Raw genomic sequence first — 18,496 nt, 5'->3', positions numbered from 1 at the left:
CTAGTGGCCGTTGTCCTTGGACTTGCTGCCGCCGACGCCGTAGCCGATCTTCTTCATGAACCAGCCGGCCACGAGACCGAGGATCACCACGACGGAGCCCACCGCCAGAAGCGGCACGTTCGTGATGGCGAATCCCACGCAACCGAGGAGCGCGCCGATCAGCATGATGCCCACGGCGGTCCACGCCGCAACACTGTTTCCATGCCCGATCGGCTCCGCGTGCATTGGATCGAAACCGTGTCCGGTGGTGGCTTCGGCTTTGGTGGCCATGGCTGTTCTGCTCCTCGTCGGCTGGGTTGTCCGGGGAATGCGTCCCGGGTCGAAACTAGTTACATTCTGCCATTCTTTTCCCCGGCGGGACGCCATGTTGCGCCCGGCGGCGGCACCCCAGCGCATGCCGTCAGCGGGTGGGGTCCTCGCCGCGGGAGAGGCTGTCCCAACCGTCGATCTCGTTGACCGGGCCCGCCGCCGGACCCGCCGCGGACGGCGCTTCCGTGGCTGAGGTCGCGGCGTACTTGCGGTTGGCCCGCCAGTGCCGTCCGGTCGCGGCGAGCACGATGCCGCAGCCGATCGCCCAAACACCTGCCGCGAGGGCCACCCAGGGCCAGAACCGCACGTCGTAGGCGCCGTCCACGGTCGGCGTCCCCGCCGCCGCCCCGACGGCGGAGGCCGCGGCGCCGCGGGGGTCCGCGACGACGGCGAAGGCGGACGCCACGATGCCCGCCCCGGAGGCGGCCAACAGCACGGCAATGACGTACCGCGCCACGGGCCCGGCGATCGCAGCGGCCACGGAGCCCGCGAGCGCGACGATGGCCAGCGCCGCCACCGCGGTGGCCGCCTCCGAACCCGCCACGTCGATGGGTGCCGGGTTGATCGCCCCCTCGGCGGGAAGCACGCGGATCCACACGCGTGTGGCGGTGGCGAGCGCGGCGATGGCGCCGAGGACCCCGGCCAACACCACGCCGCGGCGCGACGGAGGCCAGAACCGGCGGACCGTCGCGGCCGACCCGCCCGCGGAGCCGGTCATGGAGTCGTTCCCGCCGGCCGCATGCTGCCGGCGGCCCACACCGCCCGCAGTGGTGCCGCGGACTTGTTGATGCTCTCCAACGATTCGGCCTCGGGGTCCGAGTCGGCGACGATTCCGCCGCCGGCCTGAACGTAGGCGCGGCCGTCCTTCATCAGGGCGGAGCGGATGGCGATGGCCATGTCCATGTCGCCGGCGAAGTCGAGGTAGCCCACGACGCCGCCGTACACGCCGCGGCGTTGCGGCTCCATCTCATCCAACAGCCGGAGCGCGCGCGGCTTGGGGGCCCCGGAGAGCGTCCCGGCGGGGAACGTCGCGGCCAGCACGTCGTACGACGTGGCCCCGTCGGACAACCGGCCGACGACGTTGCTCACCAGATGCATGATGTGGCTGAAACGCTCGACCTCCATGAACTGGCTCACCTCGACGGTTCCCGGTTCGCACACCTTGGACAGGTCGTTGCGGGCGAGGTCCACCAGCATCAGGTGCTCCGCGCGTTCCTTCTCGTCCGCCAGCAGGTCCTTCTCGAAGACCAGGTCGTCCTCGTAGGTCGCACCCCGGGGGCGCGAGCCGGCGATGGGATGCGTGACGACGTGCCGGTCGTTGACGGTCACCAACGCCTCCGGCGAGGAACCGACGATCGAGTACCGGCCGCCGTGGGTGTCCTCCATGTTGAAGAGGTACATGTAGGGGCTGGGGTTGGTGGTGCGCAGGATCCGGTAGACATCCAGCGGGTCGGCGTCGGTCTGGAGTTCGAAGCGGCGCGAGACGACGACCTGGAAGACCTCGCCGTCCACGATCGCCTCCTTGCCCCTGAGGATGGCCTGCCGGTACGACTGCTCGTCCCAGCTGTGCGTGACGGCCCGCATGAGCTCGTCTTGTGGCACGTCGGCGCCGCTGAAGGCGGAGACGTCCGCCGGAGCGGCCTCGTCGAGCCGGGCCAGCATGTTCCGGATGCGTTCGACGGCGTGTGCGTACGCGCCGTCGACGCCGGTCTCGGCGCCGTCTTGGTTGATGGCGTTCGCGATGAGTGTGACGCTGCCGTCGGTGTTGTCGTGGGCAGCCATGTCGCCGACGAGGTTCATGGCGAGTTCGGGCAGTCCGAGGTCGTCGTGCGGCGGGTTCGGCAAACGCTCCCAGTGGCGCACGGCCTCCCAGCCGATGAAACCGACCATCCCCGAGGTGAGCGGCGGCAACCCGTCCAGCGGTTCGGTGCGCAGCATGGCAACGGTGTCGCGGAGGATCTCGACGGGGTTGCCCTCCGTGGGGATCCCCACCGGAGGGTTGCCGATCCAGTGGGGCTTGCCGTCCCGCGTGGTCAGCGTCGCGGGCGAGCCGCAACCGATGAACGAGTAGCGGCTCCAGACGCCTCCGGCCGCGGCGCTTTCCATGAGGAACGTGCCGGGCCGGCCACCGGACAGCCGGCCGTAGATCGCGATGGGCGTGAGGGAATCGGCGAGCACGCGCAGCGACACCGGGATCACCCGTCGGGTGCGTGCGAGCTCGCGGAACTCCTCGAGCGTTGGGGAGATGACCCCGAGTCCTTGCATTTTCGTGGAGACCTTCCTCGTCGGGCGTGGGTGTGGGCAGCGGCCGTGGACCGGCGGAGCGTCAAGCTTCAGGCGAAGGACGCTACGGACGCGCCTAGGTCCCGCCCGTCGAAGCACGTTCGCGTGCCCGTGTGGCATGCGGCGCCGACCTGGTCGACCCGCACCAGCAGTGCGTCGCCGTCGCAGTCCAGGGCCACGGAGCGGACGTGCTGGACGTGTCCCGAGGTGTCGCCCTTGCGCCAGTACTCTTCGCGCGAGCGCGACCAGTAGGTGACTCGTCCGCTCGTGAGGGTCCTGCGCAGCGCTTCCTCGTCCATCCAACCCAGCATCAGGACCTCGCCCGTGTCGTGCTGTTGGACGATGGCCGCCACCAGGCCGGCGTCGTCCTTCTTGAGGCGCGCCGCGATGCCGCTGAGTGCGCCGAGACCGCCGGGCGCGGCGTCGGGGTCCGGTGGGGAAGCTGGGTTGTTGGACATCGGTTCCAGTCTAGTCGCTCGCGTGCCGGCCCCGCCGTCGACGACCGCTACGCGGCCCTGCCAAACGCGCCGCACCGTGCTAGTTTCGGAGGTGATGAGATTCGTACCTCCTTCGCGCGAAGTCCTGGCTGAGGTCCTGCTGGCGGCCGGACCTGATGAGTCGACCCTGTGCACCGGTTGGCGCACCCGTCACCTCGCGGCCCACCTATATCTCCGTGAACACCATCCACTGGCCGCGGGCATCACCATCAAGGCATTCGCCGGCCCGCTGGGCCGGGCAATTAACCGGCTCGCCGGCGAGGCATCCATCCCCGGGAGGTACGCCGAACTGGTGGGGCGTTTCGCTCATGGACCGGGCAGGCTGTCCCCCTTGGCGGTGCCCGCGGTGGACCATGCCGCCAACCTGGTGGAGTTCTTCGTGCACACGGAGGACGTGCGCCGCGCCGGTGAACGCTGGGCACCGCGCGTGCTGGACTCGGAATACTCCGACGAACTGTGGCTGGCCCTCGTGCGGGGAGCCGCCGTGCTCTACCGCGGGGTGGACGTCGGCATCATCCTCCGCCGCCCCGACGGTCGGCGGCATGTGGTCCGCCGCGCCCCGACCTCGGTGGCCATCACCGGCGAACCGGCCGAACTTTTGATGCACGCCTACGGCCGCCGAGGCCAGGCGCTCGTGACCTTCGAGGGTGCTGAAGACGCGGTCGCACTGCTCTCCAGCGCGGATCTGCGAACCTGACTCGTCCGGACGAGGCGGTGCGCAGCCCGGACGCCCTTAGAGTGTCCGCGTTCGGTAGTGGTAGTTGGAGGCCGTGGTGAAACCCAGCGCGTCATTCAGCAGGATGGCGCCCACGTTGCTTTCGCGCACCTGAAGCCAGACACCCTCGAGACCGCGTTCGGCCGCGTTCCGCAGCAGCGCCTCCAGTACGGCTTTCGAGAGGCCCTGGCGACGGAATCCGGCCCGAGTGCCCACGCAGTACATGCCCCCGTATGATCCGACCAGCGCCATGCGCGCGATGGCCGCGACGGTGCCGTCCGCTGTCAGGGCGGCGTAGACGGCGGGCGAGCCGAGCAGGATCTGCCGCGAGATCGTTCGGTCGGCCGGCGCGCTCGGGCCCTCGTGTTCCCAGAAGAGCTCCAGCCAACGTTCATCCGGTTGGTGCGTCAGTTCCACGCGCGGGTCGACGGGGAGGTCGGCGAACTTCGGCAGGTCGATGCCCTCCATCACCTGGACCAGCGTGGGGCTGCCGGCCGCGTAGCCGCGCTCGCCGAGGCGCGCGTCCAGATCCGCCGGCTGCGTTGCCGGCGTGATCTGGAACACCGCGTCCAGCCAGCGTTCGGCACTGCGCCGCTCGACCTCCGCGACTGCGGCGTCGACGTCGGAGGGCGTTTCCAGCGCCAGCACGGAATTGGCGCGGCGCGTGACGCCCGCGGCGTAGCGCAGCAGCCATCCGTCGACCTTTCCGCGTTCCAGGGCGGGCCACCCCTCGTTCATCAGTCCATCGAGGAACGCCGGGTTAGCGAACAGGGAAACCAGCCTCCCTGATCGCGTCCTTCACCCGGGCGATCATGTCCACGGGACCGAAATGGAAAATCGAGGCCGCCAGCACGGCGTCGGCGCCCGCGGCGATGGCCGCCGGAAAGTGCTCGGGGGATCCCGCGCCCCCGGAGGCGATTAACGGCACCTTGACCGCGGCGCGGACCGCCGCGATCATCTCGAGGTCGAAGCCCTGCTTCGTGCCGTCGGCATCGATCGAGTTCAGCAAGATCTCCCCCACGCCCCGCTCGGCGGCCTCTCGTGCCCACCCGATGGCGTCGATTCCGGTGCCCGTGCGGCCTCCGTGTGTGGTTACCTCGAACCCGGACGGAACGGAGGGATCCGCGGTGCGGCGAGCGTCCAGAGACAGGACGAGTACCTGTGAACCGAACCGCTGGGTGATCTCGCTGATGATCTCGGGCCGCGCGACGGCGGCCGTGTTGATGGAGGCCTTGTCGGCGCCGGCGCGCAGCAACCGATCGACGTCGTCAGCGCTGCGGACGCCGCCACCGACGGTCAGCGGGATGAAGACTTCCTCGGCGCTCTGGCCGACGACGTCGTATGTGGTCTCGCGGTTGCCCGAGGAAGCGGTGACGTCCAGGAACGTCAGTTCGTCCGCCCCGGCGAGGTTGTAGCGCTTTGCCAGCTCCACCGGATCCCCGGCGTCGCGCAGTCCCTCGAAGTTGATGCCCTTCACAACCCGGCCCGCGTCGACGTCCAGGCAGGGAATGACTCGGATGGCTACGCTCACGGCGGCTCCTCTAGATACGGCAGGCGTGGATGGTGCTGACCAGAATGGCGCGGGCGCCGAGATCGTAGAGCTCGTCCATGATGTTGTTGGTCTGCGATTTGCGGACCATCGAACGGACGGCGACCCAAGCCCCGTCCTGCAAAGGCGAAACCGTGGGCGACTCGAGCCCCGGGGTGAGGGCGCAGGCCTGATCCACGAGGTCACGCCGGATGTCGTAGTCGAGCATGGCGTACTGGCGGGCCACGAGGACCCCCTGCAACCGGCGGATCAGAACCTCGGAGCCGACGGAGTTTTCCCCCGTCCGGCCGATCATCACGGCCTCGGAGTTCAGGATCGGTTCGCCGAACGTCTCCATCCCGGCCGCGCGCAGCGTGCTGCCGGTCTCCACGACATCGGCGATGGCATCCGCGACGCCCAGCCGGACCGAGGATTCGACCGCGCCGTCCAGCCGGACCACTTGGGCGTCGATTCCGCGCGCCTCGAGATAGCCGCGCAGCAGGCCGTCGTAGCTGGTAGCAATGCGCTTTCCGTGCAGCTCCTGGACCGAGGAGAAGTCGCCGACCGGACCCGCGAATCGGAACGTCGAGGCTCCGATTCCCAGTGGAAGCCGTTCCTCGGCGTCCCCGTTGACCTCCGCGTCGAGGAACAGGTCGCGCCCGGTGATGCCGACGTCGAGGATGCCCCGACCGACGTAGACGGCGATGTCACGCGGGCGGAGGTAGAAGAACTCGACGTCGTTGTCCGCGTCCACCAGCACCAGCTCGCGGTTGTCGCGGCGCTGGCGGTATCCGGATTCGGTCAGCATGGAGGTCGCGGCCTCCGAAAGTGCGCCCTTGTTGGGCACGGCTACTCGCAACATGGTGCGGCTCGTTTCTGGTCTGGAGGTGGTGCCTGTGCCGGCTGGTCTACGTTTCTTCGCCGCGGCCGTGGCCGTCGGCTACAGATGCTTGTAAACGTCCCGCAGCGTCAGGCCCTTGGCCAGCATCATCACCTGAAGGTGGTAAAGCAACTGCGAGATTTCCTCGGCAGCCTCCTCGTCCGATTCGTACTCGGCGGCCATCCATACCTCGGCGGCCTCCTCGACGATCTTCTTGCCGATGCCGTGCACACCCGAGTCGAGCTCCGCGGTGGTGCGCGATCCGGCGGGGCGGGCCACGGCCTTCTCGGAGAGTTCGGCAAAAAGGGTGTCAAAGGTTTTCACGGCACAAGCCTAGCGGTTGGCCCGGTGCCGCCCGGCACCGGGCCAACCAATGTGACGAATTCCTCGGATCACCGGCCGGAGAGCACCAGGGCCGTCTGCAGGGCCGCCGCCATGGCTTCGTGGCCCTTGTCCTCGACGGAGCCCGGGAGTCCGGCGCGGTCCAGCGCCTGCTGTTCGTTGTCGCATGTCAGTACGCCGAACCCCACGGGCGTTCCCGTCCGCACGGAGACGTCTGTCAGGCCGGCGGTGGCGCCCTGGCACACGAATTCGAAATGGGGCGTGCCGCCGCGGATGACCACGCCCAGTGCCACGACGGCGTTGTATCCGTGCGCCAGCCGTGCGGCCACGACGGGCAGTTCGAACGTTCCGGGGACACGCACGACATCCGGCACGTCGATGCCCGCCTCGGCCGCGGCACGCAGGGCGCCGTCGACGAGGCCGTCCATGATCTGCTCGTGCCAGCTCGCCGCGATGATGATGGCCTTCAGACCGGCCTTGCCGGCGGCCGCGAGATCCTCGGCCCCGACGGCCGGAGCTCCGTGTCCACTCATGTTTTGTTCTCCCTTTGTTTGATTGACGTTTGGTTCCGGCCCGAAAGCCGGCTATTCGGCACTGGGCGCCGTGAACGCTCCGGCGGCGATGCTGTGCCGCATGCGTTCGCGCTTGGTTTGCAGGTACCGCGTGTTTTCCGGCCTGGCGGCCACATGGCTGGGAATGGTTTCGACGACGTCGATGCCGGACTCGGTCAGCCAGGTCTCCTTGAGCGGGTTGTTGGTGATCAAGCGGATGGACGAGTGCCCGAGGCTCAACAGGATCGCCACCGCGGCGTCGTAGCGGCGCGCGTCGACGGGCAGGCCCAGTTGTTCGTTGGCCTCCACGGTGTCCGCCCCGCCGTCCTGCAGCGCGTACGCCCTGATCTTGTTGGCCAGCCCGATCCCCCTCCCCTCGTGTCCCCGTAGGTAGACCACCGTCCCGCCCTCGGCGGCGATCGCGGCCAGGGCGGCGGACAGCTGTTCGCCGCAGTCGCAACGGTAGGACCCGAACACGTCCCCGGTCAGGCATTCCGAGTGCAGGCGGACCAACGGCGCGGGTCCAGGTATCTGGGACGGGTCAACCGGACCCGCGGGGGCCTGCGCCCCGCCGACGACGGGCGCCGTGAAGGTGAGGTGTTCGTCGCCGCTGCCGCGCACGGTCCACGCCTGGACGGTGAAGACACCCTGCGCGGTTGGAACCGACACCGCGGGCCCGCCGACGACGGAAGCGGGCTCGGGGGTGTGGGCCTGCGCCGGGCCGCCGGCGGCAAGGTAGTTCGCGAGGTCCTCGATGCTGATCAGCGGAATGTCCCACGTGGTGGCGAATTCGCGCAGCGCCGGCAGCCGCATCATGGTGCCGTCGTCGTGCACCAGTTCCGCGATGGCTCCGACCGGCTGCAGCCCTGCCAGGCGGCAGAGGTCCACGGACGCCTCGGTGTGGCCGCGCCGCTGCAGCACGCCCCCGTCCACCGCGCGCAGCGGGAAGATGTGGCCCGGCCGGGTGAAGTCGCCGATCCCGCTCTCGGGGTCGCCGAGCAGGCGAACCGTGGTCGCGCGGTCCGCGCCGCTGATGCCGGTGGTGATGCCGGCGGCCGCGTCGCACGAGACGGTGTACGCGGTGCCTTTGGCGTCCTCGTTGACCTCGACCATCGCAGGCAGGCCCAGTGCGTCGGCCCGTTCGCCGGGCAGCGGGACGCAGACGACGCCGGAGGTGTGCCGGATGGTCCAGCCCATGAGTTCCGGCGTGGCGAACTCTGCGGCGAAGATGATGTCGCCTTCGTTTTCGCGGTCCTCGTCATCGACGACGACGACGGCACGTCCCGCCGCGATGGCCGCGACGGCGGTCTCGATCGGGTCCAGGATGCTCATGCGTGGCTCCCCCTGTCCGGCGCCGCGAACGAGGTCAGGCGCTCGATGTATTTCGCCATGACGTCCACCTCCAGGTTGACGGGATCCCCAACGCGGCGGAATCCGAGGACCGTGTCGCGCAGGGTGGTCGGGATGACCCCGACCTCGAACCATTGATCCGCCTCGCCGGCCGGAGAAACCTCCGTCACGGTGAGCGAGACGCCGTCGATCGCGATCGATCCCTTCCGTGCGACGTACCGCGCCAGCTCCCGCGGCACCGAGAAACGCAACCGGTCCCAGTTCCCCCGGCCCTCGCGTTCTATGAGCGTGCCGACGCCGTCGACGTGCCCCTGGACCACGTGTCCGTCCAGCCGGCCTCCCGCCGGGACGCACCGCTCGAGATTCACGTTGTCGCCGACCGCGAGGGAGCCCGTGGTGGTGTGGCGCAGGGTTTCGCCCATGACGTCGATGTCCACGCGGTCGCCGTCGATCGCCGTGGCGGTGAGACAGACGCCGTTGATGGCGAGGGAGCCGCCGAGGCCCAGGTCGGCCGCGTGCCCCGGCGCCGAGACGGACAGCACGACGGCGTCGCCCTCGCCCTCCGGACGGATGGCCTCGATGCGGCCGAGGCCGCTGATGATTCCGGTAAACATTCCTAGTTCCTTCCTTCCGCGCCGTCGGGCGCGGTATGTGCGGGCGAGTCCGCCTCCTGGTGGGGCAAGGGCTCGAGGTGGAGGACGACGTCGTCCCCCAAAAGCTGGTGGGACGGTCCCCCCGTGGCGTCGAGGCGGAGGCGCCGCGCCGACGAAAGGGTACCGATCCCTAGGTCCCCGACGGCGTTGCGGCCGGAGCCGAGCAGAAGCGGTGCCTGGTAGAGCCACAGTTCGTCCACGAGATCAGCGGAGAGGAAGGCGGTGGCGATGGACGATCCGCCCTCCACCATGGCGTGGTCGATTCCGGAGGCCGCGAGGTCACGCAGCGCCGCGGCCGGGTCGTGGGTACGGAGGTGTCGCCAGTTCCCGTCTCCGCAGACGGCCGCGTCCGCAGGCACGTCCCGGTTCCCCATGATGACGCGCAGCGGCTGTCTGGCGGCCGGCGTGCCGTCGGGGTTGCGCGCGGTGAGGCGCGGATTGTCGGCGAGCACGGTCCCGGTTCCGGCGATGATGGCCTCGGCGGCGGCCCGGACGCCGTGGCTGTGAGCGCGCGCCGCCGCCCCGGTGATCCACTGGCTGGACCCGTCCGCCGCGGCGATGCGTCCGTCGAGCGTTTGCGCGAGATGCAAGGTGGTGAAGGGCCGGCCGGCCGCGCGTGCGGCGAACCAGCGGTGGTTCAATTCGCGCGCCGGGGCGCCGAGCGGGCCTTGCCGGACGTCGACGCCGGCCGCGCGGAGGCGATGGGCCCCGCCCGATGCCCTGTCCGTGCCGTCGGCCGTCGCGTACACGACGCGGCCGATTCCGGCATCGACGATGGCCTGTGCGCAGGGACCCGTCCGGCCCGTGTGGTTGCACGGCTCGAGCGTGACGAACATCGTCAGGCGTACCGCTTCGTCCCGGGGAACGGTGCCGAGCGCGGCCAGCGCGGCGGCCTCGGCGTGGGGCGTGCCCGCTCCGGCGTGGTGTCCGGTGGCGCGAACGCGTCCGTCGGCGTCGAGGATCACGGCTCCCACCAGCGGGTTCGCGCCACGGGGGCCCCGTCTCGCGGCCTCCAGCGCGGCGGCCATCGCTGTCGTCTCGGCCTGCTCCGCCATCAGTGCGCGCCCAGGGGGCCGACGGTGTGCGCCTGGGGAATGGAAAATTGTGTGAGCCACCGCTGGGGGTCCATCGTTCCTCCTCGTTGAGCCGCGGCGGCTCCGGGGGATACGACAGTTCGGCGCGGATGGCCGGCGTCCCCAGAGAGGGGTGCGCCGAAACCAGCGAACCTACTTTGTACGTGCTTCTCTCATCCAGACTTTAACTGTCGGTATCGGAATTTCACCGATTCAACCATCCCGCCGAAGCGGTTTGGGTCGCGGACTATAACCGCCGGTTCGGACTTACACCGACCCCGGAGCACGTGTAGTTGTGTTTGACGATTAAATCATACGGCCGCGTCGCCCGATGCCACGACGTTGCGCAATGTGTCGACGGCCGCGGCCGGATCTCCGGTTCCGTACACGCTGGATCCGGCGACGAAGACGTCCGCGCCGGCGTCGGCCGCCCGCAGGATCGTCTCGCGGGTGATCCCCCCGTCCACCTGGAGGGCGATGGGAAGGCCTGTGCCGTCGATGGCCGCCCGCGCCCGCCGGATCTTCGGCAGCACGATCTCCAGGAAGGCCTGCCCGCCGAATCCCGGTTCGACCGTCATCAGCAGCAACATGTCGAGTTCGGGCAGCATGTCCAGGTACGGTTCCACCGGCGTCGCCGGTCGCAGGGCCATGGCGGCCCGCGTGCCCAGACCGCGCAGTTCGCGCGCCAATCGCACCGGCGCCGACGAGGCCTCGGCATGGAATGTCACGGAGGCCGCGCCCGCCTCTGCGTAGTCCGGTGCCCAACGGTCCGCGTCCTCGATCATCAGGTGGACGTCGAGTGGCAGTCGGCTCGCCTCGGCCAGCCGCTTGACGATCGGCAGTCCCAGCGTCAGGTTGGGCACGAAGTGGTTGTCCATGACGTCGACGTGGACCGCGTCGGCGGTGTGGATGCGCGCCAGCTCAGATTCGAGGTTGGCGAAGTCGGCCGAGAGGATGCTCGGGTGGATCCGGCAGTCTTTCATCGGTCAGCCTTTCGTTTCCGCCGGCGCGGCGCCCGGCTCGTCGATGGTGATCAGTGCCAGGAACATGGCATCGGTGCGGTGGACGTGCGGCCACAACTGCACCGTTGTGCCGTCGCCCAGGGACTGCGCGGCCGCGACCTCCGCGATGCTCACGCGTTCGATCGCGGCCCCGGTGTCCAGAAGTCGCGCGTCGGGGTGGCGGCGCAGTGCGTCTTCCACCACGGCCACGGTTTCCGCCGGGTGCGGCGAACACGTCGCATAGGCCACCACTCCCCCAGGGCGCACGGCGGCGAGAGCGGCATCGAGCAACTCACCCTGGAGGATCGTCAGCTCGGCGATGTCGCGGGGCGTCTTCCTCCAGCGGGACTCCGGTCGCCGGCGCAGGGCGCCGAGGCCGCTGCACGGAGCGTCGACGATGATCCGGTCGAACCGTTCGTCGGCGGGAACCCCGGAGTACCGCCGGCCGTCGCCGACGACCACGGCCCACGCGTCCCGGGGCACGGCGGCCATGGCGTGGCGGACCAGCTCGGCCCGGTGTGGGGCCGGCTCGTTGGCGGTGAGCTCGGCCCCGCGTTCGGCAGCGAGTGCGGCCAGCAGGGACGCTTTGCCACCCGGGCCCGCGCAGAGGTCCAGCCAATCCGTGTCGCGTCCCTCGATCGGCTGTTCCGCCAGGGCGCGCGCCACGAGTTGCGACCCGGCGTCCTGCACTCGGGTGGTTCCGGACTTCACCGAGCGCAACCGGGACACGTCGCCGGCCGCGTAGTACGCCGAATCGGGTGCCAGTTCTCCGGGCTCGGCCCCGTTCTCGAAGGCCTCATCGAGGTTGCCCAGCCCGGGCAGAGCAACAAGGTTTACCACGGGCGCCAGGTTGTCGGCCTCGAGCAGCTCGGTGATCTCCTCCGCCGGGCGGCCGTGCGCGACGAGCGATTGGCGCAACGCACGCACGATCCACTCGGGATGGCTGTGGGCCAACGCGTCGCGGGCCGCCTGGTCTTCGACTCCCTCCAGCAGGATCGCGGTCCAATTCTCCAGGTCGTGGGCGGTGACCTTGCGCAAGACGGCGTTCACGAGGCCGGAGGGTCCCGCTCCGATCACGGCCCGGGCCAAGGACACCGTCTCGTCGAGGGCCGCGTGCGTGGGCACGCGCATGGCCAGCACCTGATGAGCCCCGATGCGCAGGGCATCGAGGATGGCGGGATCCAATTGGTCCAGGGGCCGGTCGACACAGCGGGCGAGCACCGCGTCGTAGAGCCCCTGTCCGCGCAGCGCCCCGTATGCGAGCTCGGTGGCGAAACCGGCGTCCCGGCGGTCCAGTCCACGTTCCCTGATGCGCGCCGGCAACACGAGGTTCGCGTAGGCATCCTCCGCCGAGACGGCACGCAGCACCTCGAAGGCCGTCAGCCGGGCCGGATCCGCCACACGCTTGCGCGCCGACGGCGCCGCGTCGCTGAACCGGCGTTCGGCGCCACCGCCCCGGTTTCGCTCGCGCCCCTGCTCGTTGCGGCGCTGGCGGTCGGCTCCGGCTCCCTGCCGGTCGCGTCCACGCGGTTGTTCGCTCATTCGAATTCCACCTTCGTTGCCGTTTCGCCATCCAGTGGGGCGCTTTCGAATCCGCGCGCCCATTCGGCGGCGGCCATGGGTTTCCTGCCCGCCGGCTGTACGGTTCCCAACCGGACGGCATGCGATCCAGTGCCGACGAACACCACCGGCTGTTTCCCGGGAAGAACCCGGATCTCGCCGGGCGCGAGGTCCTTCTCCCCGGGTTCAGGGCGCACCGGCCCGAGCTTGAAGCGCTGCCCCTTCCACCCGGTCCATGCGCCCGGTTCGGGTGTTGTCCCGTTGATGCGCCGCCGGATGGCCAGAGCCGGTTGCGACCAGTCAACGTGCCCGTCCTCCAGGCGCAGTTTCGGCGCGTGGGTGACTTCTCCCGATTGGGGTACGGCCGTCAACCGCCCGTCCCGCACACCCGCCAGGGTCTGCGCCAAGAGGACGCCGCCACTGTGGGACAGGCGTTCCAACAGCGCCCCCGAGGTGTCGCCGGGGAGGATTGTCTCGGTCAGGGTCCCGAAAACCGGACCCGTGTCCAGGCCCTCCTCCAACTGGAAAGTCACGGCACCGGTGATCTCGTCGCCGTTGATGACCGCGTGTTGGACCGGAGCGGCCCCGCGCCAGGCCGGAAGGAGCGAGAAGTGGAGGTTGATCCATCCGGCCGGCGGGATGGACAAGGCGGCGGGAGGCACCAGGCCGCCGTAGGCAACGATCGCCGCCACATCGGGCGCGGCGGCCCGGATGGCGTCCTGGGCGACGGCGTCGATGCGGTTGGCTCGAATCACCGGAAGGCCGAGTTCCTCCGCGCGCGCAGCCACGGGCGACGGTGCGGGGATGCGCTTGCGCCCCTGGGGCGCGTCCTCTCGCGTGAGGACCGCGACGACGTCGAACCCGTCCTTTAGCAGGCGGTCCAGCGACGGGACCGCAACCGCCGGCGTGCCGGCGAACAGGACCCTCACAGGCTGATCCCGAAGCTGGATCCGACGGATTTGCCGCGGGAGGCGACGGTGGCGCCGGCGACGTCGTTGTAGTTGGCGCGGCGGATGCGCCGCAGGGCGTCCTTCTTGTCCTCGCCCGCGAGCCGATCGATGTAGAGGACGCCGTCGAGATGGTCGGTCTCGTGTTGGAGGCAGCGTGCGAGCATGCCTTCGCCCTCGACGACCACCTCGTTGCCGTCCGCGTCGAGGCCGGTGGCGCGCGTCCACCGTCGGCGCCGGACGGGGTATCCGAGGCCCGGGATGGACAGGCAGCCCTCGACATGGTCGTCCTGGAAATCTTCGCTGAGTTCCAGAACCGGATTGACGATGTGACCGCGGCGACCCGCTATCTGGAAGGTGAAGACGCGCAGTCCGACGCCGATCTGCGGCGCCGCGAGTCCGGCGCCCTCCACGTTCTCCATGGTTTCGTCCATGTCCCGCACCAGCCTGCGCAACTCGGGACCGAAGTCCGTCACGGGCTCGGCCGCCGTCCTCAGGACCGGATCGCCGACAATTCGAATTCCCAAGACCGCCATGGGGCGTGAACTCCTCCCGCCGGCCGTACCGGCAATGTGCTCTGGATCCCTTCGCCGCGCCCCCGTGGGGTCGCGGTGCCCTGCCATTCTACTGTCCGGCGGCTCCCGCCGGCGGGGCGGCCACGGCGTCGGCCGCGGGAGCGGCCTGCGGCGGGGGGCCGATGGGACGCAGTGCGATTCCCGCGTCTTCGACCTTCATGTTGGCCTCCCACACCTGCCGGAGGGCCCAAAATCGCTTCCAATAGGCGGGCAGCACCGCCGGGTTCGCCATCATCGAAGCCACCTCCGTTTCCCCGATGGCTACGCCCAGCAGCATCGGGTCCGCCCCGTATTTCCAAGGTTCCCAGGTGCCCGTCTCCGCATCGACCACCATTTCCTCGGCCTTGTAGCCTGCCGCGAGCTGCATCACCACCTTGGGGTCGAGTTGCTTGACGCGCCCGTCCCGTCCGGTGCCTTTGGTCTTGTAGTCGACCAGACAGAGCCGTCCTCCGATTTCCGCCACCAGGTCCAGCGTGCCGGCATAGCCGACCTGGTGGTTCCACACGGTCACTTCGGCGGCCAAGGGGACCACCCGGTACTCGTCCCACCAATCGTCGAAGCGCGCCGCGAAGGCGCCCTCGCCGTGCTCCTCCAGACTCGCCCGGTGTTCGGCGGCCGCGTGCGGCTTGCCGAGGGCGCGCAGCGCCACCTGTTCGCAGTACCCATGCACGCGATCCCCTCTCCGGGCAGCGGCGTCGCGGAAAGTCTCGGCCGCGCTGGAGGCGTCGCGGGCCACTGTCCGTAGTTTCGCGGGGCTCCCCACGGAATCGGCCAGGCGGGCGTCCTGCACGACCGCGGTGGCGGCCATGTGTCCGATCCAGCCGTCCATGCCGGAGGCCGCCTGCCCGATGACCGTGGTGATCGAGGGCACCTCCGGGAGGCCGCCGGTGCGGCGGGAGTACATGCGGCCGAAGGAGGTCTGGTGGGCGAGAGCCGGTGACGTCATGACATCGATTCTGGCACGCCCCGCCGACGGTTTGGATCCGCCCAAGGGGGACGCGTGAACCCGATCGAAACCAACGCCGACACGCTCCGGAATCCGTCGATTTGGAGGAACGGCGAAACGTCGTATAGAGTTTTTACTCGTTGGAAAGCACGGGAACGGGCAAGGAAACAAGCCGGTTTCGGGCAGATTTTTCATCATGCGGACATAGCTCAGCTGGCTAGAGCGCCACCTTGCCAAGGTGGAGGTCGCGGGTTCGAATCCCGTTGTCCGCTCGCATTACTCTGTAGAGGTCGACTTGTCGGCAACCGGGTTCGGGTCACCGTTCCAGGATATGGTGGGGTGGCCGAGTGGCTAGGCAGCGGCCTGCAAAGCCGTCCACGCGGGTTCGAATCCCGTCCCCACCTCGCATACAGTAGGATTGCACCCTGACAAGGGCGATTGGCGCAGCGGTAGCGCGCTTCCCTGACACGGAAGAGGTCACTGGTTCGATCCCAGTATCGCCCACGAGGAATCTCCGCCCCGGCGGAGATTCTTTTGTGTTGAGACCCAAAATGTCCCGGCACGCAGGCGGACATAGCTCAGCTGGCTAGAGCGCCACCTTGCCAAGGTGGAGGTCGCGGGTTCGAATCCCGTTGTCCGCTCCGATTCTGCATGACACAAAAAAGCCCCGGCCCACGGTCGGGGCTTTTTTGCGCCTGCGCCCCTTGGGCTCTTGTGGCCAGGCTCACACCGAATAAGATGGTTGCAGGCGGGAGCACTTCTGGCTCCCCGAGTGAAGGGAGGTGCCACTTGACCGCATATGACGAGCTCAAGGGCAAGGCCGAGAAACTCAGGGGCGGGGCCGGCGAACCGGCCGGCCGAAGAGCGGAAACGCTCAGGGGCAATCCCCCCGCCTAGACATCTCGGGCGTCCACGGACGCCAGCCCGCCCAGAGTGCGGCAAAGTGGGTGTCGGTACCGCCGTGAGGCGGGACCGGCACCCACTCGCGTTAAGCTGGGCCCGTGGAAGCACGGGTTCCTGTGCGGACCGTCCGGTCGTACGCCGACCGGAAGGAGTCCCCACCGAGCATGCGCAGACTTCGAGAAATGGCCCTGCGCGATGGCCAGCCCATCGTTGCCGGCTTCGTGACGGCGCTCGTCGGCTTCGCGTCGTCGTTCGCCGTCGTGCTTGCGGGGCTGCGGGCAGTCGGCGCAACAGACGATCAGGCCGCGTCCGGCCTGTTGGCGCTGCTCGTCGCCTTGGCCGTCTGCAGGATCGCCTTGGCCTGGTCAACAAGGCTTCCCCCTCACCATGGCGTGGTCGACACCGGGAGCCGCACTGCTCGCGACCGCGGGCGGACTCTCCCTCGGATGGAACGAAGCCGTCGGAGCATTCCTCGTGTGTGGCTTGCTGATCGCAGTCAAGGGGGCGGTTCCAGCCCTGGGACGTCTCGTGGCGGCCGTTCCGGTCCCGCTGGCCCAGGCCATCCTCGGCGGAGTGCTCTTCGAGCTCTGTCTGGCACCATTCGCCGCTCCGGCGACCGTGCCTTGGCAGGCCGCGCCGGCCGTCCTGGCGTGGCTGGTGACGATGAGGTGGCACCCTCGGTGGGCCGTTCCCGTCGCCATGCTGGTCACGTTGGCGGTCGTCGGCTATTCCAGCGCCGCGTCCGGCGTCGGGCTCCCCGCAAGCGCGTTGCCGCGCTTCGAGTTCACTGCGCCGGTGTTCACGCTGCAGGCGATGGCCGGGATCGCGCTGCCGCTGTTCATCGTCACCATGGCCTCGCAAAACGTCCCCGGCATGACGGTGCTGGCAGGCTTCGGCTACCGCGCCCCGTGGTCGGCGTCCATGCTCGCAACGGGGGCGGGAACGATTGCGGCTTCGGTGTTCGGCGGTCACGCCGTCAATCTCGCAGCCATATCCGCCGCACTCGCCGCGGGCGAGGAAGCCGGCGCCGACCGCGGCCGCCGGTGGGTAGCGGCGGTCTCCTCCGGCGTCGTCTACCTGCTGCTGGGGACGGTCTCCGCGGCCGTTGCCGCGCTGGCCGCGGCCGCCGGTCTGGCGCTCCTTGGGACGCTCGGAAATGCCGCGTCCATGGCGCTGGCGGATCCAGCGCCCCTGCGGGACCGCTACACCAGCTGTTCGCCCTGCTGTCCCTCGCGCGCCAAGGCCGTCAGCCTGGAGACTGCGCGGAAGTACTTCTTCATGTAGCCGCCGGCCAGCATTTCGTCCGTGAACAGCTGGCTGAAGGGCGCGCCGCTCGCGACGATCGGAACGTCCTTGTCGTAGAGCCGGTCGGCCAGCACGACGAACCGCAGGGCCAGGGCCTGTTCGGTGATGGTGTGCACGTTGTGCAGCACCAACACGTCAATGCCCTCGAGCAGTTGCCGGTACCGGCTCGGGTGGACGCTGGAAAGGTGTTGGACCAGCTCCGGAAACGAGTCGACCGCCATGACCCTGCCGCCGTACCGCTCCGCGGCGTGCTCGCGCAGGCGGTCGTCGGCGATCGGCTCCGGCGCGTCGGGCAGGCCGCGGTGCCGGTAGTCTTCGCCGTCGATGCGCACCACATCGAACTGGTCCGCCAGCACTTGGATCTCGCGTTGGAAGTCGACCGCGGCGAACCGACCGTCACCCAGCGAACCGGGAAGGGTGTTCGACGTCGCCGCCAGCCGAACGCCGGCGTCGGAGAGTTCACGCATCAGCCGCGACATCAGGACGGTGTCGCCGGGGTCGTCCAGTTCGAACTCGTCGATGCAGACCAACTTGTAGCCGCTGAGAACCTCTACGGTCTTCCGGAAGGACAGGGCGCCCACGAGGTTGGTGTACTCCACGAATGTCCCGAAGGCCTTCGGCCCGGGAACCGCGTGCCACAGCGACGCGAGAAGGTGCGTCTTGCCGACGCCGAAACCACCGTCGAGGTAGATCCCGGACTTGGTGTTCTTCTTCTTGCCGCCGAACAACCGTCCGAGGAGTCCGCCCGAACCGGCGCCCACGCCCTCCGAGAATTCCCGGAGGCGCTGTACCGCCCCTGCCTGCGAGGGCTGGGCCGGATCCGGGCGGTAGCTGTCGAAGGAGACCTCTCCGAAACGGTGGGACGGGTGGAAGCCGGACAACAGTTGGTCAGGCGTCACTTGGGGGGTCCGGTGGGTCAGGTGCTGGATCGGGGCCACGGGGTGCGTTGGTTCCTTAGGTGTCGGTTGCGGCGCACTCGGAGCGCCACAGCGATTTTACGCCCCGCTTCGAGCCGTCCCGACGTAACGCATCAAGCCATCGGCGAAATGTGGCACCCGATGGCTCCGATGCCGGTCCG

Annotated in this window: 20 protein-coding genes, 4 tRNA genes, 1 pseudogene and 1 riboswitch; of the genes and pseudogenes, 7 read left to right on the top strand and 18 right to left on the bottom strand. The window is 69.3% G+C overall.

Translation table 11 applies throughout. The annotated features are described in order from the left end of the window. From ACHAAJ_RS01165 to hisI, 4 genes are all read right to left on the bottom strand, one after another. Positions 1-270, bottom strand: coding sequence for an HGxxPAAW family protein (locus tag ACHAAJ_RS01165; protein ID WP_435726016.1), 270 nt, complete (start codon positions 268-270; stop codon positions 1-3). A 130-nt stretch (positions 271-400) separates the two neighbouring features. Further along, positions 401-1,027 (bottom strand): Trp biosynthesis-associated membrane protein, encoded by a 627-nt coding sequence (locus ACHAAJ_RS01160; RefSeq protein WP_435726015.1) that lies wholly within the window; start codon positions 1,025-1,027, stop codon positions 401-403. Further along, on the bottom strand, positions 1,024-2,574 hold the full coding sequence (locus tag ACHAAJ_RS01155; RefSeq protein ID WP_435726014.1) for an anthranilate synthase component I: 1,551 nt from the start codon (positions 2,572-2,574) through the stop codon (positions 1,024-1,026). The genes ACHAAJ_RS01160 and ACHAAJ_RS01155 overlap by 4 nt, the downstream gene beginning before the upstream one ends. Before the next feature lie 68 nt (positions 2,575-2,642). Next, positions 2,643-3,050, bottom strand: coding sequence for a phosphoribosyl-AMP cyclohydrolase (hisI, locus tag ACHAAJ_RS01150; protein WP_435726013.1), 408 nt, complete (start codon positions 3,048-3,050; stop codon positions 2,643-2,645). A 94-nt stretch (positions 3,051-3,144) separates the two neighbouring features. Between hisI and ACHAAJ_RS01145 the strand changes: the two genes are divergently transcribed. Then, positions 3,145-3,786, top strand: a complete 642-nt coding sequence (locus tag ACHAAJ_RS01145) for a TIGR03085 family metal-binding protein (protein WP_435726012.1) — start codon at positions 3,145-3,147, stop codon at positions 3,784-3,786. Between the two features lie 36 nt (positions 3,787-3,822). On the opposite strand, the gene ACHAAJ_RS01140 is transcribed toward ACHAAJ_RS01145, so the two are convergent. From ACHAAJ_RS01140 to ACHAAJ_RS01080, 13 genes are all read right to left on the bottom strand, one after another. Further along, positions 3,823-4,542, bottom strand: coding sequence for a GNAT family N-acetyltransferase (locus tag ACHAAJ_RS01140; RefSeq protein ID WP_435726011.1), 720 nt, complete (start codon positions 4,540-4,542; stop codon positions 3,823-3,825). Positions 4,543-4,564: 22 nt separating this feature from the next. Further along, a complete protein-coding gene (gene hisF, locus ACHAAJ_RS01135; protein WP_435726010.1) occupies positions 4,565-5,335 on the bottom strand; it encodes an imidazole glycerol phosphate synthase subunit HisF in 771 nt (256 codons plus the stop codon). Between the two features lie 10 nt (positions 5,336-5,345). After that, positions 5,346-6,194: an ATP phosphoribosyltransferase gene (gene hisG / locus ACHAAJ_RS01130; RefSeq protein WP_435726009.1), complete on the bottom strand. Its 849-nt coding sequence runs from the start codon at positions 6,192-6,194 to the stop codon at positions 5,346-5,348. A 78-nt stretch (positions 6,195-6,272) separates the two neighbouring features. Continuing rightward, on the bottom strand, positions 6,273-6,536 hold the full coding sequence (locus ACHAAJ_RS01125) for a phosphoribosyl-ATP diphosphatase (protein ID WP_435726008.1): 264 nt from the start codon (positions 6,534-6,536) through the stop codon (positions 6,273-6,275). A gap of 68 nt (positions 6,537-6,604) precedes the next feature. Then, on the bottom strand, positions 6,605-7,087 hold the full coding sequence (gene ribH, locus ACHAAJ_RS01120) for a 6,7-dimethyl-8-ribityllumazine synthase (RefSeq protein WP_435726007.1): 483 nt from the start codon (positions 7,085-7,087) through the stop codon (positions 6,605-6,607). A 51-nt stretch (positions 7,088-7,138) separates the two neighbouring features. After that, a complete protein-coding gene (gene ribB, locus ACHAAJ_RS01115) occupies positions 7,139-8,437 on the bottom strand; it encodes a 3,4-dihydroxy-2-butanone-4-phosphate synthase (RefSeq protein WP_435726006.1) in 1,299 nt (432 codons plus the stop codon). After that, the gene (locus ACHAAJ_RS01110) at positions 8,434-9,069 is read right to left on the bottom strand and encodes a riboflavin synthase (protein ID WP_435726005.1); all 636 of its coding nucleotides are present in this window, start codon (positions 9,067-9,069) and stop codon (positions 8,434-8,436) included. Before ACHAAJ_RS01110 ends, ribB begins: the two co-directional genes overlap by 4 nt. A 2-nt stretch (positions 9,070-9,071) precedes the next feature. Next, the gene (gene ribD / locus ACHAAJ_RS01105) at positions 9,072-10,163 is read right to left on the bottom strand and encodes a bifunctional diaminohydroxyphosphoribosylaminopyrimidine deaminase/5-amino-6-(5-phosphoribosylamino)uracil reductase RibD (protein ID WP_435726004.1); all 1,092 of its coding nucleotides are present in this window, start codon (positions 10,161-10,163) and stop codon (positions 9,072-9,074) included. 178 nt (positions 10,164-10,341) lie between these two features. Further along, positions 10,342-10,472: riboswitch (FMN riboswitch) on the bottom strand. Between the two features lie 20 nt (positions 10,473-10,492). Further along, the gene (rpe, locus tag ACHAAJ_RS01100; protein WP_435726003.1) at positions 10,493-11,164 is read right to left on the bottom strand and encodes a ribulose-phosphate 3-epimerase; all 672 of its coding nucleotides are present in this window, start codon (positions 11,162-11,164) and stop codon (positions 10,493-10,495) included. Positions 11,165-11,167: 3 nt separating this feature from the next. Next, positions 11,168-12,724 (bottom strand): RsmB/NOP family class I SAM-dependent RNA methyltransferase, encoded by a 1,557-nt coding sequence (locus ACHAAJ_RS01095; RefSeq protein WP_435726002.1) that lies wholly within the window; start codon positions 12,722-12,724, stop codon positions 11,168-11,170. Beyond that, on the bottom strand, positions 12,721-13,671 hold the full coding sequence (fmt, locus tag ACHAAJ_RS01090; RefSeq protein WP_435726001.1) for a methionyl-tRNA formyltransferase: 951 nt from the start codon (positions 13,669-13,671) through the stop codon (positions 12,721-12,723). Before fmt ends, ACHAAJ_RS01095 begins: the two co-directional genes overlap by 4 nt. Further along, a complete protein-coding gene (gene def, locus ACHAAJ_RS01085; RefSeq protein WP_435726000.1) occupies positions 13,668-14,225 on the bottom strand; it encodes a peptide deformylase in 558 nt (185 codons plus the stop codon). The genes fmt and def overlap by 4 nt, the downstream gene beginning before the upstream one ends. An 88-nt stretch (positions 14,226-14,313) precedes the next feature. After that, the gene (locus ACHAAJ_RS01080) at positions 14,314-15,210 is read right to left on the bottom strand and encodes a cytochrome (RefSeq protein ID WP_435725999.1); all 897 of its coding nucleotides are present in this window, start codon (positions 15,208-15,210) and stop codon (positions 14,314-14,316) included. 198 nt (positions 15,211-15,408) lie between these two features. Between ACHAAJ_RS01080 and ACHAAJ_RS01075 the strand changes: the two genes are divergently transcribed. The 6 genes and pseudogenes from ACHAAJ_RS01075 to ACHAAJ_RS01055 all read left to right on the top strand — a co-directional run bounded on the left by ACHAAJ_RS01075 (position 15,409) and on the right by ACHAAJ_RS01055 (position 17,397). Then, positions 15,409-15,482, top strand: a tRNA-Gly gene (locus tag ACHAAJ_RS01075). Between the two features lie 61 nt (positions 15,483-15,543). Beyond that, positions 15,544-15,614: transfer RNA gene (locus tag ACHAAJ_RS01070), tRNA-Cys, on the top strand. 28 nt (positions 15,615-15,642) lie between these two features. Further along, a tRNA-Val gene (locus tag ACHAAJ_RS01065) sits at positions 15,643-15,714 on the top strand. A 63-nt stretch (positions 15,715-15,777) separates the two neighbouring features. Then, positions 15,778-15,851, top strand: a tRNA-Gly gene (locus tag ACHAAJ_RS01060). Positions 15,852-16,277: 426 nt separating this feature from the next. After that, positions 16,278-16,433 (top strand): annotated as a pseudogene (locus ACHAAJ_RS15655) (hypothetical protein); the annotation flags it as partial. 67 nt (positions 16,434-16,500) lie between these two features. Then, positions 16,501-17,397 carry a benzoate/H(+) symporter BenE family transporter gene (locus ACHAAJ_RS01055; protein ID WP_435725998.1) on the top strand — a complete coding sequence of 299 codons (897 nt, stop codon included), beginning with the start codon at positions 16,501-16,503 and terminating at the stop codon, positions 17,395-17,397. Here ACHAAJ_RS01055 and zapE read toward each other — a convergent pair. Then, a complete protein-coding gene (gene zapE / locus ACHAAJ_RS01050) occupies positions 17,316-18,356 on the bottom strand; it encodes a cell division protein ZapE (protein WP_435725997.1) in 1,041 nt (346 codons plus the stop codon). The genes ACHAAJ_RS01055 and zapE overlap by 82 nt on opposite strands. Between the last annotated feature and the right edge of the window lie 140 nt (positions 18,357-18,496).

The sequence above is a fragment of the Arthrobacter arnarulunnguaqae genome, from assembly GCF_051262515.1.
Taxonomy (GTDB): Bacteria; Actinomycetota; Actinomycetes; order Actinomycetales; family Micrococcaceae; genus Arthrobacter_N.
This window is presented reverse-complemented; position numbering and strand designations above follow the sequence as displayed.

Coding starts and splice junctions, on each gene's coding strand:
- ACHAAJ_RS01165 (WP_435726016.1), bottom strand. CDS start 270: ATGGCCACCAAAGCCGAAGCCACCACCGGACACGGTTTCGATCCAATG.
- ACHAAJ_RS01160 (WP_435726015.1), bottom strand. CDS start 1,027: ATGACCGGCTCCGCGGGCGGGTCGGCCGCGACGGTCCGCCGGTTCTGG.
- ACHAAJ_RS01155 (WP_435726014.1), bottom strand. CDS start 2,574: ATGCAAGGACTCGGGGTCATCTCCCCAACGCTCGAGGAGTTCCGCGAG.
- hisI (WP_435726013.1), bottom strand. CDS start 3,050: ATGTCCAACAACCCAGCTTCCCCACCGGACCCCGACGCCGCGCCCGGC.
- ACHAAJ_RS01145 (WP_435726012.1), top strand. CDS start 3,145: ATGAGATTCGTACCTCCTTCGCGCGAAGTCCTGGCTGAGGTCCTGCTG.
- ACHAAJ_RS01140 (WP_435726011.1), bottom strand. CDS start 4,542: ATGAACGAGGGGTGGCCCGCCCTGGAACGCGGAAAGGTCGACGGATGG.
- hisG (WP_435726009.1), bottom strand. CDS start 6,194: ATGTTGCGAGTAGCCGTGCCCAACAAGGGCGCACTTTCGGAGGCCGCG.
- ribH (WP_435726007.1), bottom strand. CDS start 7,087: ATGAGTGGACACGGAGCTCCGGCCGTCGGGGCCGAGGATCTCGCGGCC.
- ribB (WP_435726006.1), bottom strand. CDS start 8,437: ATGAGCATCCTGGACCCGATCGAGACCGCCGTCGCGGCCATCGCGGCG.
- ACHAAJ_RS01110 (WP_435726005.1), bottom strand. CDS start 9,069: ATGTTTACCGGAATCATCAGCGGCCTCGGCCGCATCGAGGCCATCCGT.
- ribD (WP_435726004.1), bottom strand. CDS start 10,163: ATGGCGGAGCAGGCCGAGACGACAGCGATGGCCGCCGCGCTGGAGGCC.
- rpe (WP_435726003.1), bottom strand. CDS start 11,164: ATGAAAGACTGCCGGATCCACCCGAGCATCCTCTCGGCCGACTTCGCC.
- ACHAAJ_RS01095 (WP_435726002.1), bottom strand. CDS start 12,724: ATGAGCGAACAACCGCGTGGACGCGACCGGCAGGGAGCCGGAGCCGAC.
- def (WP_435726000.1), bottom strand. CDS start 14,225: ATGGCGGTCTTGGGAATTCGAATTGTCGGCGATCCGGTCCTGAGGACG.
- ACHAAJ_RS01080 (WP_435725999.1), bottom strand. CDS start 15,210: ATGACGTCACCGGCTCTCGCCCACCAGACCTCCTTCGGCCGCATGTAC.
- ACHAAJ_RS01055 (WP_435725998.1), top strand. CDS start 16,501: ATGGCGTGGTCGACACCGGGAGCCGCACTGCTCGCGACCGCGGGCGGA.